Here is a 15425-nt window from a genome sequence, read left to right as displayed (position 1 = left end):
GCTGGCGTTCGTTGAGGGAATCGCGCGACGCGGCGGTCATCAGAACGATACCTTGAACTTTGTCTGGCTTATTCATCCGTATACCCCTATGACGGTGGAATTCGGCTGTTCTGGCACGGTTCAATCGTGCGTGGAATGGCTGGATTCTCATCGGTCGTATCAGCTCTCGAAGCCAGAAAGCCGCAATACCACAGGGGTATAGACCCAAACATGGTGGTGGGATGGCAGAGTGGCCCATTGCGCCGGTCTTGAAAACCGGTAGCCTCACGGCTTCCTGGGTTCGAATCCCAGTCCCACCGTAAACGCGCAGCGCAGCTCGCGCTGCGCGCGTGTCGTGCAGAGGATTCGAAGCCTGCGAGTCGCAGCGTCCGAGTGAAACGAGGGCGACCGTCTCGCATCGGTTCAAATCCCAGTCCCACCGTAACGCGTCCGGCGCAGTTTGCGTCGGACGCGGTTCGTGCTGGATTTGAATCAGAGAGCGACCGGTGGGGAGCGACCGTGGTTCGAATCCCACTCCCACCGTAACGCGTCCGGCGCACGCCGCGTCGCGCGATTTTGCGCCAGTCCGCAGCACCGAGAAACCTATTTTAGTTACGTTCGGCCGAGGGCAGACGGGACCGTCCGACGCCCCACGCCGTCGCCGTTTCGGCCTGAACCGCAAGCCTACGGTTCTCGATCCGGGCCACCCGATAACACCCGCGTCCAGTGTCGTGTGGTATCATGGACCGCATTATCTTTAACAGGTTTCCGGCACATGTTCAGGCTAGGTGATACAACAATGAGCTACGAACTCGATCCGCTTCCGTACGATTACGACGCGCTTGAACCGCACATCTCCGAGCAGGTGCTCAACTGGCACCACGACACCCATCACCAGGGGTACGTGAACGGCTGGAATTCGGCCGAGGAGACGCTCGAAGCCAACCGCGAGGAGCACGACTTCTCCTCGTCGGCCGGCGCCATCCGGAACGTGACCCACAACTCGTCGGGCCACATCCTCCACGACCTGTTCTGGCAGAACATGTCCCCCGAGGGCGGCGACGAGCCCTCCGGTGACCTGGCAGACCGGATCGAGGAAGACTTCGGCTCATACGAGGCGTGGAAGGGCGAGTTCGAGGCGGCCGCCGGCGACGCGTCCGGCTGGGCGCTCCTGGTGTACGACACGTTCTCGAACCAGCTCCGCAACGTCGTGGTCGACAAGCACGACCAGGGCGCGGTCTGGGGCGGCCACCCGGTCCTCGCGCTGGACGTCTGGGAGCACTCCTACTACCACGACTACGGCCCGGCCCGCGGCGAGTTCGTCGACAACTTCTTCGAGGTCGTCGACTGGTCCGAGCCCGCGGCCCGCTACGAGCAGGCCGTCGAGCTCTTCGAGTAACGGTCCACGCCGGACGCGCTCCGAGACGCGCGTCGAATCCCGACGTTTTTTCGACCCGCTGCGCGCCGAGAGCCGCGAGGCCGTGGACTACCGTATCGGCAGCGTTTACGGAGTCGCCGCCGTACCGCCGGCCATGCCCGAGCCGAAGTCGACGTTCGACGCGACCTACCCGTGCGAGTTCTACGAGCCGGCGGAGCTGTTCGAGCCGGACCTGATGTACACCGTCCCCGAGATCGCCCGGCTTCTGCAGGGGTTGGAGCCGGACGCGCAGGTCGACGCCGACACCGAGGCGGTGCTGATCGACTGGGCGATCCCGTGGGTGATGAGCCACGCCGAGGACATGGTCATCGCGGAGCCGCTGTCGGAGGACGGCCCCGGCTACTACGGGGTCGCCGAGCACGCCGTCGACGAGGGCGACGCGAACGGCGAGGCGGCCGCCGGCGCCGACGCGGGCGACGGGGACGCGTGAGCGGGGACCGACCCCCCGACGCGCCGGTCCTGCTCGTCGCGGGCGGCGCCCGCGTCGACGCCGGCAAGACGACGTTCTCGACGGGCCTGGCGGCGAGCCTCGCCGAGCGACGCGGCGACGCGGTCGGCGTCAAGCCCCGCGCCGGCAACGACCACTGGTTCGACCACGACGACTACCGGATCGCGACCGACGGCGGACGGCTCTACGGGAAGGACGCGCGGCGGCTCGCGGCCGCGAGCACGCGACCGCTCGCCGCGGTCGGCGGACGGCGTCGCCCCGAGGCGGTCGCGCCCGAGTCGATCAACCCCGTCCACCGGCTCTGGCGGCCGACCCCCGGGCGGACCGGGATGCTCGGCGACGCGGACCGCACGTTCCTCTGCGACCGCGTCACCGGGGCGGACGGCACCCGGTTCGTCGTCAACGGCGCCGCCGAGGCGGCGGGACTCCTCCCGGAGGGGCTCGCGGACCGGCTCCCGATCGCGGACGCGACCCGCGTGGACGACGTCGCGGGGTTCAACGACGTGATGGCCGCCGACTACCTCCCGGCGTTCGACCGGCTCGCGGAGCGGATCGCGGCGACGGCGGTCCCCGTCGTCGTCGAGTCGTACGCGGACGTCGCCGGCCCGCTCCCGCGAGACGGACCCGTGACGCCCGACGCGGTCGCCGTCGTCGACCCCGGCCGGGCGCGGATCTACGCGGGCGACCGGTACGCGAGGGCCCGCGCGGTCGCCTCCGGGAGCCCCCGCGAGGGGACGATGGAGGAGCACACCGGGACCGTGACCGACATGATCGAACCGCTGACGACGGTCGCCCTGCCGGCGCTCGGCGGCGACGAACGGGGGGATCCGGAACGGGTCGCGGAGCGCTACGGGACCGCGTACGAGGCGCTGTTCGAGGCGGTCTGACTGTTCTGGGGACGGGCGGGAGACGCGTCTCCGCGGCTATTTAAAAGGCGGCGGTAGTCAGCAAATTCGAGGTGGCGCCCTCGACCTCTAGGAGCGAACGTAGTGAGGAGTAGGTCGGGGACGTAGAACACTCTTTGAAGTATGGACGTGCGTCGAACCGCCGAACAATACCTGTACTGCGCGAACCGAACTGCCGACTACTGTTGGTCCGACACCTCGTACACCGAATGCAAGACCAACAAGCGACAGGTCCGCGACGCACTCTGCACTGCACTCCGAGAGGAAACGGATTTAGGCGTTCCGCTTCGTGTAGTGCTCGATCGCGGACTCGATCGAGGAGAGGTCGGCGTTCACCCGCGAGTCGGCGACGCGCATGAAGCCGGGGGTGTAGGAGGCGGAGTAGTCGAAGATGGCGTTGACGGCGCGCTTCGGCGCGGAGACGGCCGCGAAGTCGGTGACCGTGTACACGCGGGTCGTCGGGAACGCGGTCCAGAAGGTGCTGGAGACCCAGCGGTCCTCGTCCTCGAACGTCGTCCCGATGCGACCGGTCGCGAGGTACTCGCCGTCGTGGTAGAACAGCAGGAGGTCGCCGTCGGCCATCCGCTCGAAGGTAGAGCCGTTGCCGCTCTCGTCGTCGACCGCCCACAGGCGGGCCTCGTCGAGGTCCGCGAGGGGTTCCGGACGGTCGTCGTACTCGGTGAGATCGACCGCGGAACGGACCGTTCGGTCGAAGTTCTCCGGGTCTATCGGGACCAGGAAGACGTTCGCGCTCATTGCCTGCACTTTCGCCGGGAGGGTTTTAAACCCGTTCGTTGCCGCGCCGGCCTCGGGAACGGAGTAACGGCGAGCGTCTCCCGGCGGGCGAGGGCTCAGTCGTCGCCGTACTCCCGGTAGATCCGGTCCATCCGCGCGGCCATCACGAAGTCGGACTCGTGGAGCCCGCCGATGTCGTGGCTCCACATCTCGACGCCCACCTCGCCCCACGAGAGGTGCAGGTCCGGGTGGTGCCACTCCTCCTCCGCGAGTTCGCCGACGTCGTTCGTGAACGCCAGCGCGGTCGCGAAGTCCTCGAAGTCGTACGTCGCCTCCAGGTGGTGGTCGTCGACGACCTCCCACGCGTCTCCGAGCTCGGCGAAGTACTCGTCGTACTCGTCGTCGGTCAGCGGCTCGTCTCCCTCTCCCGACGGTTCGACCGGCTCGTCCGCGAGCGATGATGGCATGTGACACTATTGGACGACGAGCGGTTTGTACCTTCCGCGGCGGACGGGGCCCAGTGGTCTCCGCCCGTGGTCGTCTCGCTTGCGGTCGATTCCCCCGCGTTCGTCTCGCTCGCGGTCGGCTCCAGCGTGATTCGCTCCGGGCGCACTCGCTTCGCCCGCGTTCGACCGGCCCCGCTCACGCGATCTTCATCATCCGCGTCTCGAACTTCCCGACGCGGACACGGACCCAGCCGGCGAGCTCGTCGTCGAGACCGGGGTCATCGGTGTCGACGCGCAGGGCGCGGACCTCGTCGAGCTTCGCCCGCGAGGCGACGATCCGCAGGTCGCAGCGCCGGATCACGGCCGGCGACAGCTGCGGGTTCCCGCGGCCGAAGACGAACCCCTGCCCGCCGATCGGCGAGACGACGATCACGTTCTCCTCGCCGAGCGCGTCGAGGATCTCCCGTTCGGTCCCGTCCCGGACCACCACCTCGCCGTCGCGCCACACGTCGACGCCGATCGGGGACGGGTCGAACCCCAGCTCCGCCTTGATCGCGCCGACGGTCGACCCCGGCCCGAGCACGAAGGTGACGCCCTCGCCGTCGCGCTCCCGGATGTCGTCGGCGACGCCCTCGGCGAGCGACTCCACGGTCCCGCTGGCGGTCTGTTTCGAGGACTGGAGGTCGTCGGCGACGGGGACCCGAGCGACCGCGCGGAGCTCCGGGTGGACCTCACCCTCGCGGTAGGCGTCCTCGTCGATGTCCATCACCTCGCGGCGCTCGGTGCGCGAGAACGCCGCCGCGACCTCGGCCGCGTCCTCCGGCGAGACGGCGAAGACGGAAGAGTACACCTTCACCCCGGCGGGGACGCCGAGCATGGGGACCTCGCTGCTCCCCGCCTCCAGCGCCGCCGCCACGTCGGCCGCGGTGCCGTCGCCGCCGACGAACAGGACGAGGTCGACCGGGTCATCGCCCTCAGCGAACGCCTCGACCACGCGCGCGGTGTGCGCGGCGGTCGTCTCCGTGGGGCCCGGCGGGTCGCCGTTCCCGGCCCGGTCCCCGTCGAACGGATCGACGACGCGGACCGGGTCGAAGCCGGTCTCCCTGACCAGTCGCTCGCCCATCGGATCGGCCGCGGTCGAGACCGTCGCCTCCGGCGCGACGGCCGCGAGCCGCTCTAGCGCCCGCCGCGCGCGGTCGGGGGCCCGGGGCTCGGCGCCGCGAGCGACCGCCTCGGCGACCTTGCCGTCGGTGCCCTTGAGACCGACTCGGCCGCCCATCCCGGCCACCGGGTTCATCACGAAGCCGACGTGCATGGTCTGACCTACGGCGGCGGAAACTTAAGCGGGCGCGTCTCGCCCGCCACGTCCGTCCGGCGTCCGCGGGCCGCGAGCGTTTCCGGGCGCCGCGGAGTCCGGAAGTTCAATACTTAAGACGCCCCCGGAGCAACCGCCACGCATGCTCCTCGAAGCCGCCGTGACCGAGCCGCTCCCGATCGACGCGACCGCGACCGCCGTGCTCCTCGCGAGCCTCGGCGTCACCGCCGTGTGGCTCGCGTACCTGTACCGGTAGCCGTCCGGTAGCCGTCCCGCCGCGTCGACCGCCTCTCTTCTCCTCTCCGCGCCGCGCCCCGCTCCGCTCACCGCGTCTCGACCAGCGTCGACCGCTCTCGCACCCATTCGGCGGCGCGTTCGGCCTCGGCCGCGTCCGTCGCCGTGATCTTCACGCGGACGCTCTCGCCGGGGTACGAGCCGACGCTCACGTCGAACTCCTCTTGCAGTTCCGTGAAGCGCTCGAGCAGGGCGCTCTCCGGCTCGTCGACGTCGACCGTGACGGTGTGCGTCGGCGTCCCCTCGAACTCGTCGGCGACCGACTCGAACATCGCCTTCATCTCGGTCGGGACCCCTGGGAGGACGTACACCGACTCGACGACGGCGCCCGGCGCGACGCCGGTCTCGTTGGCGAGCGGCCGGCAGTCGGCCGGCAGGTGCGTCGTCTCCGCGGCGAGGTCGTCGGCGCTGTACCCGCGTTCGGCGAGCCACGACGCGGCCTCATCGTTCCGTTCGAGCCCGCGGCCGAAGGCGGCCGCGACCCCGTCCATCGTCACGTCGTCGTGCGTCGGGCCGAGCCCGCCGGTGACGATCACCGCGTCGTACTCGGCGTGGTACTCGTTGACGACCCGCGCGATCTCGCCGACCTCGTCGGGGACGACGGTCACCCGGCGGACGACGACCCCGCGCTCGTCGAGCCGGTCGCAGAGCCACGTCGCGTTCGTGTTCTCGGTGTCACCGACGAGGAGTTCGTCCCCGACGGTGACGACGGCGGCGTTCATACCCCTGCCAAGGCGGCGCGCACTCAAAAGCACCCGAGTTCGGCGCGCGGTCCTCAGCGACCCGGGGAGCGGCCGGCGACCGGCTACTCCTCGTCGTCGTACACGCCGAGCCCCAGATCCCGGCGCTGCTCTTTGAGCGCCTCCAGCTGGCGCCGGAAGTAGGCGACGCCGACGACGGCCGCGACGAGCGCGACCGCGAGGATCACGCCGAAGACGAGCAGGTCGGTCTCGCGGTACGACTGGACCACGACCGACCCGCCTTCCACCGACTCCCAGGTGATCCGGTCGCGGCCGTCGACCGTCTCGATCTCGTGGTCCCGCGGGGCGACGTGTCCCACGACCGGGAAGTCCGTGCTGAACCCGGGCGGGAGCGTCACCGCGTACGACCCGTCGACGTACGCCAGCGTGGTGAACCGGCGGGGCGAGCCGGCCGCCGAGAAGGCGACCTGTCCCTCGCCCGTCCCCTCGGGGAAGCGGACCCACGTCTCGTCGGGCGTCCGGTCGACCTCGCCGCCGCGGGCCCGGAACTCGCTGCCGTTCAGCACCTCGCCGTCGGCGGTGCGGTACCGGAACGCCTCGAACTCCAGCGGCTGGTCGCCGGCGTACGGCGTCTGCCTGTACAGCCGGAGCTCCTCGACGTCGGAGACGTCGTACACGACGGTGTACTGGCTCCCGGTCGAGAGGTTGAACGCGGCGTCGCGGTCGGTGTCGAACTCGTACTCGGTCGGCGGCTCCGCGTCGAGCGTCTCGTTCGCGATCTCGCCGCCGTCGTTGACGTAGGTGAGACAGCCGGCGCTGACGGCGAGCAGCGCGACGACGGCGACCGCGAGGGCGAATCGTCGGTTCACGGGTTCAGACGACGCAGCGCATCTCCGCCGGGAGGTACGAGCCGATCGCGGCGAGCAGCCCCGGCGGGTCGGTGTTCTCGGTGCAGACGATGCTCTGTTCTAAGAGCCCGAGCCGCTCCACGGTGACGATGTCCTGTGCGTGGCCCGCGCGGTTCACCGTCGCGCGCACCTCGCCGCGTGTCGCCGAGTTGACGTTGACCCGGCCGTTCCCGCGCTGCCAGTCGTAGAGGCGGTCGCGCTCGTCGTCGGCGAGGCGGCTCGGCTCGGCGTCCGGGTCGCCGACGTCGCCGCCGTAGACGAACCGGACCGAGAGGTGCTGGACGAGCCCGAACCGCTCGACGACCTGCGCCGGCGACCCCCGTCCGAGCCCGATCTCGTCGGCGGGGACCCGGACGTCGACGCCCGCGTCGAGGACGAACCCGTCGTCGTCCCACGACTCGAGGGTGCCGACGTACTCCTCGCCGGCGGTCAGGCCGCCGTCGTGGGCGACGATCTCGCCCCACGTCTCCGCGAGCACGTTCCGGGCGACCTCGGCGTCCTCGCCGGTCACGTCCACCTGCACGAAGCCGTCGTCGCGGACGCCGACCTGCCAGTCGACGCTCAGTTCGCCGACGTCGTTGGCGACGAGCGATCCCATCCCGTCGAGCGCGCGGTCGCGGGCGTCCCCGTCGACGTAGCACTTTGTTGCGAGGACGACCATCAGCCCGTCACGTCCACGTTGAGCTCGTCACGGAGCTCATCGACGCGCCGGTCCATCGCCTCGCGGAGCCGGTCGTTTTCCATCGCTTCGAGCGGCGAGCCGCACTCGGGACACTCGAAGCCGAAGTCCATCGCCTCGCCGAACTCGAAGCGGATAGAACACACCTCACAGAGGTAGAACTCGTGGGTGCGCTCGTACTCCTCGCGCTCTTCGAGGGCCTCGAGGAGACGGTACATCTCCTCTTCGAGGTTCTCCGGGATGTTGTCGTAGTGGAACGTCCAGAGGTACGTGAGCCACCCCGAGTCCTCGTCGCGCACCCGGCGGTACGTCGCGAGGTCGTTCTCGTACAGGATGAACAGCGCGCGTCGGACGTCGTTGAGCTCCAACCCGAGCTCCTCCGCCAGCTCCTCGTCGGTGACCTCGCCGTCGGGCGGCGCGGCCGCGACCGGCATCCCCGTCGGCCCCACCAGCTCGTGGAGGTACTTCTGGATGACGGGGTCGTTCAGTAGATCCTCAAAAGCCATTACCCGAAATTGGTGGTGGAATCGGGTTAAAAGCTCCGAAATGGCCACCGTCGTCGGGCGTCGGCACGCCCTGGGATCCGACCGCCGACGGCCCAGACGACCGCCGTCGCGAGACCGACCGCCGCGGGCTCCGGCAAAGCTTTACCCCGCCCGTCGCACCACTCGTTCGTAATGAGCGAGTCCGACGGACGGAGCGGACGAACGCGCGTCAGGCGAGCCACCGGAGCGTTCGCGCTCGCGACGGTCCCCGCGCTGCTCGCCGCGGCGCCGCTTCTCCTCCTCGCCGTCGCTCTCGGCCCCGCCGGCCTCGGCGTCGTCGGCCCGGCCGCGCTCGGCGGGGTCCCGCCGGTCGCCGCCGCCGCGCTCGCCGCGGTCGTCCTCGGCCTCGGGGGGTCGGCGCTCGTGGGCCCGGTGCTCGTCGACCGGCGGATCGCGCGCCTCCCTGAGGCCGAGCTCGACGACCGGCCGGCCGACTTCGTCGCCGACCGCGTCGCGACACTCGCCGGGGAGGTCGGCGTCGACGTCCCGGCGGTGACGGTCGTCCGCGCCGACGCCGCCAACGTCGCCGTCGCGGACGGTCACCGGGGCGCGCGGCTCGTCGTCTCGACGCGGCTGCTCTCCCTCCCGGCGGCCGACCGAGACGCCGCGCTCCGCCACGCGCTCGTGCGGCTTCGGACCCGCGAGGCGGCGGTCACCACGGCCCTGCTGCCGGCGCTGGCGCTCGTGGAGACGGTGGCGCTGCTGGCGACGCTGCTCGTCGGCCGCCGCGCCGACCGGACCGCGGCGGACCGGCGCGTCAACCGGATCCACGGGTACGAGCCCGAGGGGAACCGGATCCCGCCGCGGGCGTACACCGTCGCCGGCGCCCTGCTGTGGCTGCTCCTGCTGCCGGCGTGGGCGCCCGCGGCCCTCGGCGACCGGCTCTACGTCGGTGGCGGCCGCCGGGACGCCGACGCCGCGGTGGCGCGGCTCGGGAGCGCCGAGCGCGACGGGCTCGGGAACGCGGTCGCGTTCGCGGGCGAGGCGGCGGGCGCCGCCGACTGGCCGCCCCTGCTCGACCGGCTGTCGCTCGCCTCGATGGCGGACGCCGAGACGGGCCGCGTGCGGGGGACGAGCCGACAGGAGGCGCGCCTCCGGCTCGCGCTGCTGCGGTCGAAGCGGTCGCTGTGACGGGCGCCGACCGATCCGGGCCGTCGCGGCCGAGGCCGGCTCAGGGGTGCGCGGGCACGGCCAGCCGGAGCGTGGTCCCCTCGCTCGACGTGTCGACCGAGAACTCCCCGCCGGCCTTGGCCACGACCCAGTAGATCAGCCAGATCCCCAGCCGGTCCGCGTGGTTCAGCGACGTCTCGCCGAGTTCGAGCACGCGCGTCTCGTGGTCCGGGATGCCCGGACCGTCGTCCGCGATCTCGATCGCGAGCCACTCCCCCGACTCCCACTCGACGTCGACTTCGACCGACGGGCTCCGACCGTCGTTGTGCTTGACGGCGTTCTCCATTCCCTCCTCGATCGCCGTCACCAGTCCGGAGACCGTCGTTTCGAGCGGGTCGTCGGGCGGCAGCGAGAGGGTCACCGACGCCTCGGGATACCTGTCTCGAACCCTCGATCGCACCTCGATCAGGCGATCGCGGAGCGCGACGGCGGTCCCGGCCGTCGAGGGCCCCGAGAGCGTCCGGTCGAGCTTCTGGACCGCGGTGGCGAGCCCCATCAGGTCGTCCGTCGTCTCGTCGATCACCTCCAGCGAACCGAGCGCCTCGTCGTCGTCGACGGCCTGCCGCAGCAGTTCCGTGTACCCCGAGATGAGGTTCATCTTGTTCCGGAGGTTGTGGCTGAGCACGCGGTTCATCACCTCCATCCGGCGCTCCCGGATCTTCCGGTCGGTGATGTCCGTCTGAAACCCGACGTAGTGGGTGACCGTCCCCGCCTCGTCGCGGATGGGAGCGACCGTGAGTCGGTTCCAGAACTTCTGGCCGTTGCGGCGGTAGTTCAGGACGTCGACCCCGACCGGCCGCTCCTCGTCGATCGCCTCTCGGATCGCCGCGGTCGTCTCCGGGTCGGTGTCCTCGCCCTGAAGGAACCGGCAGTCCGAGCCGAACACCTCGGTGCCGTAGCCGGTGAGCGCCTCGAACTCGTCGTTCGTGTACACGAGCGGGTTGTCCCCGTCGCCGCTCTCGTCGACGTCGGCGATCGTGATCCCGACCGGCGCCTCGTCCATCGCGCGCTCCTTCAGTCGGAGGTCCTCGACGGTCTCTTCGAGCTTCCGCTCCCGGGCCGCGAGCCGGAGCGAGGTGCGACGCCGCTCGACGAGGTTGCCGACCCGGATGCGGAGGGCCCGCTTCCGAACCGGCAGCCGGATGACGTCGTCGACGTAGTCCCACGTCTTCTCAGCCGGGGCGCCCGCGCCGTCGCTCACGAGGAGGACGAACGGGAGGAAGACGGGAGCGGCCAGCTCTCGCCGCCGCTGGATCGACCCGGCGACGCGGTTGAACTCGCGGGCGTCGAAGACGCAGCAGTCGAACGTCGAGTCGAGCGACTCCACGTCGGTCGTCGCGTCGGTCCGGAACCGATCGCTCAGGGCCTCGGACACCAGCTCTCGGTCGCGTCCCGGCCGCATGAAAAGCAGTACTCGCGGGTCCCGGTCGGACTCAGGCGCGCCTCCGTTCGGGGCGTCGTCGGTCCGGTCCGCGGGTCCGCTGTCGGCGGCCTCCTCGGCGGGCTTGTCGACGCCGCCGCCTCGGGAGGGCGCACCGTCGGCGAGCCCCTCTGGACCCGTGTCCATCTCTCGTGGACGGTGAGTACACGGCCACTAAGAGTTACCCATTCATTAACTACCCCGCGTGCGGAGGGATCGGTATGTCCGAGTCACTGCCCGAGCGCGTGTCGACCGGCATCCCGGGCCTCGACGAGATCCTGTCCGGGGGACTGATCCCGGATCGAAGCTACATGATACGGGGTCAGGCGGGCAGCGGGAAGACGATCCTCAGCCTTCACTTCCTCCAGCGGGGCGTCGACGAGGGAGAGACGTCGCTGTTCATCAACTTGGAGGAGGACGTCCGCGACCTCGAGTCGAACGCGGCGGCCCTCGGCTTCGACACGGACGCGATCGAGTTCCTCGACCTGAGCCCGGGCGCCGACGTGTTCACCGAGGACCAGTCGTACGAGGTGTTCGCGCCGTCGGAAGTCGAGAGCGAGCCGCTCACCGAGCAGATCGTGGACGGCGTCACCGCGGTCGACCCCGACCGCGTCGTCGTCGACCCCTTGACCCAGCTCCGGTTCCTGCTGTCGGACGACTACCAGTTCCGCAAGCAGGTGGTCGGGTTCATGCGGTTCCTGAAGGACCAGGGCGCGACCGTGGCGTTCACGGTCCAGAACACCCCCTCGCTGCCGACCGACGACCTGGAGTTCATCACCGACGGGTCGATCCGGCTGGGCACGGAGGAGTACGGGAAGACGATCGAGGTGCCGAAGTTCCGCGGGTCGTCGACGCTGAACGGCGACCACGCCTACCGGGTGACCGACCACGGCATCGAGGTATACCCGGCGCTGCAGCCCGGGAAGCACGACGGCGACTTCGACTTCGAGCAGATCTCCTCGGGGATCGAGGGGGTCGACGAGCTGCTCCACGGCGGGCTCGAACGCGGCACGGTCAGCATCGTCAGCGGGCCGACCGGGGTCGGGAAGACGACGCTGAGCACGCAGTTCATGAAGGAGGCCGCCGAGCGCGGCGAGCGCTCGGTCATCTACCTGTTCGAGGAGAACCGCGAGACGTTCCTCACGCGCTCCCGCGCCGTCGACATCCCGGCCGACGAGATGATCGAGCGGGGGACGCTCCAGGTGAACGAGGTGGAGGCCCTCGAACGGTCGCCACAGGAGTTCGCCCGGATGGTCCGCGAGGAGGTCGAGGAGCGCGGGGCGGACATCGTGATGGTCGACGGCATCGCGGGGTACCGGCTCACGCTCCGCGGCGAGGAAGGGATGATGCTCCAGCAGATGCACGCTCTGGGGCGGTACCTCAAGAACATGGGTGCGACCGCCATCTTCATCGACGAGACGCGCAACATCACCGGTCAGTTTCAGGCGACCGTCGAGAACATCAGCTACCTCGCGGACAACATCGTCTTCCTCCGGCACTTGGAGGTCCAAGGCGAGATGCGGAAGGCGATCGGCGTCCTGAAGAAGCGGACGAGCGACTTCGAGCGGACGATCCGCGAGTTCCGGATCACCGAGGACGGCGTCTCGGTCGGCGAGCCGATGACGGGGCTCCGCGGCATCCTGAGCGGGACGCCGGAGGTCGTCGACGACGCGTCGGAGTTGGCGGGCATCGACGAGGAGTGATCCCGCCCCGGTAGGAGCGCGACGAGAGCCCCGAGTCAGTCCGGCCCGTCGTCGCCCTCGTCGGCGTCGACGACCGTCTTCCCGGTCGGTTCCGGGATCACCTTCCGATCTGCGTCGTCCCACTCGCGGTCCAGCTCGGTGCCCCCGAACAGCCGGTCTAAGAACACTGCGAGCCCGGCGACCTCGGAATGCGGTTGGTTCGTCACGCCCACGTTGAAGTCGGCGCGCTCGTACAGCGCCCACGGCACCTTCTCGCCGCCGACGACGACGAGGAGATCGCGAGGCGTCGTCGGGCTCTCGGCCGCGTCCGGGAGCCCGACCGCCTCCCGGATCTCCTCTTCGACGTCCTGCACGCGCTCGCCGTACATCGTGAGGTGGACGACGACGCCCTCCCAGCCTCGAACGATCGCCTTCTGGTCCCCGCGGAGCTCGACCGCGAAGGGGCCGCCGAACCGGTCGGTGATGTCCCGCACCGTCTCCGCGGACTGGCCGGCGTTGTCGGGGAAGACCACGCGGTCAGCGCCGAGCGCCCGGGCCGTGAGCCCGACGTGCGTCGTCATGCGGTCGTCGCGTCCGGGCCGGTGGCCGTAGCGGAGGACGGCGACCTCGCGCGCCTCGTGCATGAACGGCGATGCGCCCGCGACGGGTGTGGTCCTTTCGATGCGGTCGCGGCGGTCGGACCGGTCCTTTCGATGCGGTCGCGGCGGTCGGACCGGTCCGAGTCGCCGCCGGAGGGGACCGCGCAGTCGTCCGGGAATACAGCACAGTCGTGGATCGTTTATCGGATCGAACCCGGGAGGTGACCACGTAAGTGAAAGATTCATTGCGGAGGCGGTCGCCGAGTGTGGTATGACGAGCGTCAAGGAGTTCCGCGTCGACGAGCCCGCGACCGCCGACTCGCTCGGGCGGGGTCGGTTCGTCTTCACGGACGCGTACTCGGTGTTCGACTGGGGCCAGATGCCCGACGCGATCCCGCGGAAGGGCGCGAGCCTCTGCGCGATGGGCGCGTTCAACTTCGAGCTGCTGGAGGCCGAGGGCCTCCCGACTCACTACCGCGGGGTCGCGGACGCCGAGACGGGCGAGACCGTCGCCCTCGCCGACGCGACCGCCCCGCCGACGGAGATGGCGATCGACCTGACGCAGGTCCCCGACCTGCCGTACGAGGGGCCCGAGGCCGGCTACGACTACGACGCCTTCCGCGCCGCGGGCGGCGGGAACTACCTCGTCCCGCTGGAGGTCGTCTTCCGGAACCGCGTCCCGATCGGCTCCAGCCTGCGACGGCGCGCCGACCCCGCCGACTTCGGCCTCGACGCGGACCCCGATATCGCCGCCGACGAGTGGCCCGACGAGCCGGTCGACCTGCCGGAGCCGGTCGTGGAGTTCTCCACGAAGTACGAGGAGCAGGACCGCTACCTGAGCCGCGCCGAGGCCGACCGGATCGCGGGCGCCGCCGACGTCGACGCCCTCGAGTCGCTCGCGCTCGACGTGAACCGCGTCGTCACCGAGCGCGCCGACGCCGTCGGCTTCGCCCACGAGGACGGGAAGATCGAGTGCCTCTACGCCGACGGCGAGCTCCGCGTCGCCGACGTGGTCGGCACGTTCGACGAGAACCGCTTCTCGTACGGGGGCCGCGGGGTCTCGAAGGAGGTCGTCCGGCAGTGGTACCGGGCGAACGACCCGGAGTGGGTCGAGGCCGTGAAGGAGGCGAAGGCGGCGGTCGCGGGCCGCGAGATCGACGACTGGCGCGAGCTCTGCGAGCGCGACCCCGAACCCCTCCCCTCGGCCGTCGTCGACGCGGTCTCCGAGCTGTACGCGGCCGGGACGAACGCCTACACCGACCGGGAGTGGTTCGACGTCCCGGACATCGAGGCCGCGCTCGACGCGGTCGATGGGCTGTAGGGAGAACTGGACGGTCGACTCCCGGGAACCGCCGACGAAATCCTCACGATCGACGAAACGCGAGGGAACCTCTTTACTCCCGACGCGCGTGGGTCGAGGCATGCCCACCGACGCCGACTTCGGGGAACGGTTGGAGTCACGCACCGGGACGTATCTCGACCGGATCGACGACTGCGTCGCGCTCCTCCCGCGCGCCCTCGACGAGTACGCGAACGACGGCCCGTACCGCGAGACGGTCGGCGAGATCGCCGCCATCGAGAGCGAGTGCGACGAGCTGGTCCGCGAGATCACCGGGATCATCACGAACGCCGGCCCGGACGACGTCGGACTGCTCAACACGCGGATCAACTTCAACGAGTCGGCGCTGCTCGACTTCTACAACGAGCTCGACGTCGTCGCGAACCACACCGAGCGGATCGTCCAGGAGGTCGTCATGATGCAACCGGCGGCGGACGTCGACCCCTTCCGGGACATGCGCGAGATGGCGAGTCGCATCGCCGAGATGACCGTGGTGCTCGGCGACGTGGTGGAGGGGTTCGTCCGCGGGCTCGCCCGGAGCGACGCCACCGCGACGCTCACGGAGGGGATCGAGGCGATCCGCGGGCTCGAGAGCGAATGCGACGAGCTTCGCAACGACGCCGTCGCGACCGCCTTCGCCGACGACGCGATCGAGGACCCGCTCGTCTACCGCGAGCTGGCGATCCTGCTGGACGAGCTGGCGAACACGATCGAGGATCTCACCGACCGGATCGTCGTCATCGCCAGCAAGGAGCCGGGGATCGTCACGGAGGCGGAGCCCGACGCGAGCGAGGAGTAGGGCCGACCGGCGGCGGGTGGGGC

The 15425-nt window shown here is 70.3% G+C and carries 16 protein-coding genes, 1 tRNA gene and 1 pseudogene; 9 read left to right on the top strand and 9 right to left on the bottom strand.

Annotation, left to right across the window (positions count from 1 at the left end):
- Positions 1-215 precede the first annotated feature (215 nt).
- The 5 genes and pseudogenes from DJ81_RS04770 to DJ81_RS19595 all read left to right on the top strand — a co-directional run.
- Positions 216-299, top strand: a tRNA-Ser gene (locus tag DJ81_RS04770).
- Between the two features lie 479 nt (positions 300-778).
- A complete protein-coding gene (sod, locus tag DJ81_RS04765) occupies positions 779-1378 on the top strand; it encodes a superoxide dismutase (protein WP_094588712.1) in 600 nt (199 codons plus the stop codon).
- 133 nt (positions 1379-1511) lie between these two features.
- Complete coding sequence (locus tag DJ81_RS04760; protein ID WP_094523457.1) at positions 1512-1847, top strand: DUF5827 family protein; 336 nt, start codon at positions 1512-1514, stop codon at positions 1845-1847.
- A complete protein-coding gene (locus DJ81_RS04755; RefSeq protein WP_094526855.1) occupies positions 1844-2752 on the top strand; it encodes an ATPase in 909 nt (302 codons plus the stop codon). Before DJ81_RS04760 ends, DJ81_RS04755 begins: the two co-directional genes overlap by 4 nt.
- 141 nt (positions 2753-2893) lie before the next feature.
- Positions 2894-3058 (top strand): annotated as a pseudogene (locus DJ81_RS19595) (RNA-guided endonuclease TnpB family protein); the annotation flags it as partial.
- Here the strand turns inward: DJ81_RS19595 and DJ81_RS04745 are convergent.
- From DJ81_RS04745 to DJ81_RS04715, 7 genes are all read right to left on the bottom strand, one after another.
- Complete coding sequence (locus DJ81_RS04745; RefSeq protein ID WP_094523461.1) at positions 3044-3526, bottom strand: hypothetical protein; 483 nt, start codon at positions 3524-3526, stop codon at positions 3044-3046. The pseudogene DJ81_RS19595 and the gene DJ81_RS04745 overlap by 15 nt on opposite strands.
- A 95-nt stretch (positions 3527-3621) precedes the next feature.
- Positions 3622-3972, bottom strand: a complete 351-nt coding sequence (locus DJ81_RS04740; RefSeq protein WP_094523463.1) for a 4a-hydroxytetrahydrobiopterin dehydratase — start codon at positions 3970-3972, stop codon at positions 3622-3624.
- 175 nt (positions 3973-4147) lie between these two features.
- Positions 4148-5266, bottom strand: a complete 1119-nt coding sequence (locus DJ81_RS04735) for an ATP-NAD kinase family protein (protein ID WP_094588710.1) — start codon at positions 5264-5266, stop codon at positions 4148-4150.
- A gap of 323 nt (positions 5267-5589) precedes the next feature.
- Positions 5590-6282 carry a molybdopterin-binding protein gene (locus DJ81_RS04730; RefSeq protein ID WP_094523467.1) on the bottom strand — a complete coding sequence of 231 codons (693 nt, stop codon included), beginning with the start codon at positions 6280-6282 and terminating at the stop codon, positions 5590-5592.
- Positions 6283-6365: 83 nt separating this feature from the next.
- A complete protein-coding gene (locus tag DJ81_RS04725; RefSeq protein WP_094523469.1) occupies positions 6366-7130 on the bottom strand; it encodes a DUF5803 family protein in 765 nt (254 codons plus the stop codon).
- A gap of 4 nt (positions 7131-7134) precedes the next feature.
- Positions 7135-7830: a DUF2110 family protein gene (locus DJ81_RS04720; protein ID WP_094526857.1), complete on the bottom strand. Its 696-nt coding sequence runs from the start codon at positions 7828-7830 to the stop codon at positions 7135-7137.
- Positions 7830-8354, bottom strand: coding sequence for a transcription factor (locus DJ81_RS04715; protein ID WP_094523473.1), 525 nt, complete (start codon positions 8352-8354; stop codon positions 7830-7832). Before DJ81_RS04715 ends, DJ81_RS04720 begins: the two co-directional genes overlap by 1 nt.
- Before the next feature lie 171 nt (positions 8355-8525).
- Between DJ81_RS04715 and DJ81_RS04710 the strand changes: the two genes are divergently transcribed.
- On the top strand, positions 8526-9524 hold the full coding sequence (locus DJ81_RS04710; RefSeq protein WP_094523475.1) for a hypothetical protein: 999 nt from the start codon (positions 8526-8528) through the stop codon (positions 9522-9524).
- 40 nt (positions 9525-9564) lie between these two features.
- Here DJ81_RS04710 and DJ81_RS04705 read toward each other — a convergent pair whose 3' ends face one another.
- Entirely contained in the window at positions 9565-11130 is a 1566-nt protein-coding gene (locus DJ81_RS04705; RefSeq protein ID WP_094526859.1) for a PAS domain-containing protein, read from the bottom strand.
- A gap of 74 nt (positions 11131-11204) precedes the next feature.
- Here DJ81_RS04705 and DJ81_RS04700 point away from each other — a divergent pair, with 74 nt between their 5' ends.
- Positions 11205-12686 carry an ATPase domain-containing protein gene (locus DJ81_RS04700; protein WP_094588708.1) on the top strand — a complete coding sequence of 494 codons (1482 nt, stop codon included), beginning with the start codon at positions 11205-11207 and terminating at the stop codon, positions 12684-12686.
- 35 nt (positions 12687-12721) lie between these two features.
- On the opposite strand, the gene DJ81_RS04695 is transcribed toward DJ81_RS04700, so the two are convergent.
- On the bottom strand, positions 12722-13309 hold the full coding sequence (locus DJ81_RS04695) for a tRNA (cytidine(56)-2'-O)-methyltransferase (protein WP_094588706.1): 588 nt from the start codon (positions 13307-13309) through the stop codon (positions 12722-12724).
- Positions 13310-13535: 226 nt separating this feature from the next.
- On the opposite strand from DJ81_RS04695, the gene DJ81_RS04690 reads away from it, so the two are divergent.
- Positions 13536-14585 carry a phosphoribosylaminoimidazolesuccinocarboxamide synthase gene (locus DJ81_RS04690; RefSeq protein ID WP_094523483.1) on the top strand — a complete coding sequence of 350 codons (1050 nt, stop codon included), beginning with the start codon at positions 13536-13538 and terminating at the stop codon, positions 14583-14585.
- A gap of 100 nt (positions 14586-14685) precedes the next feature.
- Complete coding sequence (locus tag DJ81_RS04685) at positions 14686-15402, top strand: DUF47 domain-containing protein (protein ID WP_094526863.1); 717 nt, start codon at positions 14686-14688, stop codon at positions 15400-15402.
- Positions 15403-15425: the final 23 nt, after the last annotated feature.

The organism is Halorubrum sp. Hd13 (assembly GCF_002252755.1).
Taxonomy (GTDB): domain Archaea; phylum Halobacteriota; class Halobacteria; order Halobacteriales; family Haloferacaceae; genus Halorubrum.
Note: the sequence above shows the minus strand (reverse complement) of the source record. Positions and strands in the feature narration are given on the sequence as shown.

Excerpts from the sequence above, each read along its gene's own strand:
- DJ81_RS04720 (WP_094526857.1), bottom strand. The coding sequence starts at position 7,830 with ATGGTCGTCCTCGCAACAAAGTGCTACGTCGACGGGGACGCCCGCGAC.
- DJ81_RS04685 (WP_094526863.1), top strand. The coding sequence starts at position 14,686 with ATGCCCACCGACGCCGACTTCGGGGAACGGTTGGAGTCACGCACCGGG.
- DJ81_RS04740 (WP_094523463.1), bottom strand. The coding sequence starts at position 3,972 with ATGCCATCATCGCTCGCGGACGAGCCGGTCGAACCGTCGGGAGAGGGA.
- DJ81_RS04735 (WP_094588710.1), bottom strand. The coding sequence starts at position 5,266 with ATGCACGTCGGCTTCGTGATGAACCCGGTGGCCGGGATGGGCGGCCGA.
- DJ81_RS04760 (WP_094523457.1), top strand. The coding sequence starts at position 1,512 with ATGCCCGAGCCGAAGTCGACGTTCGACGCGACCTACCCGTGCGAGTTC.
- DJ81_RS04710 (WP_094523475.1), top strand. The coding sequence starts at position 8,526 with ATGAGCGAGTCCGACGGACGGAGCGGACGAACGCGCGTCAGGCGAGCC.
- DJ81_RS04695 (WP_094588706.1), bottom strand. The coding sequence starts at position 13,309 with ATGCACGAGGCGCGCGAGGTCGCCGTCCTCCGCTACGGCCACCGGCCC.
- DJ81_RS04730 (WP_094523467.1), bottom strand. The coding sequence starts at position 6,282 with ATGAACGCCGCCGTCGTCACCGTCGGGGACGAACTCCTCGTCGGTGAC.
- sod (WP_094588712.1), top strand. The coding sequence starts at position 779 with ATGAGCTACGAACTCGATCCGCTTCCGTACGATTACGACGCGCTTGAA.
- DJ81_RS04745 (WP_094523461.1), bottom strand. The coding sequence starts at position 3,526 with ATGAGCGCGAACGTCTTCCTGGTCCCGATAGACCCGGAGAACTTCGAC.
- DJ81_RS04700 (WP_094588708.1), top strand. The coding sequence starts at position 11,205 with ATGTCCGAGTCACTGCCCGAGCGCGTGTCGACCGGCATCCCGGGCCTC.
- DJ81_RS04690 (WP_094523483.1), top strand. The coding sequence starts at position 13,536 with ATGACGAGCGTCAAGGAGTTCCGCGTCGACGAGCCCGCGACCGCCGAC.
- DJ81_RS04705 (WP_094526859.1), bottom strand. The coding sequence starts at position 11,130 with ATGGACACGGGTCCAGAGGGGCTCGCCGACGGTGCGCCCTCCCGAGGC.
- DJ81_RS04715 (WP_094523473.1), bottom strand. The coding sequence starts at position 8,354 with ATGGCTTTTGAGGATCTACTGAACGACCCCGTCATCCAGAAGTACCTC.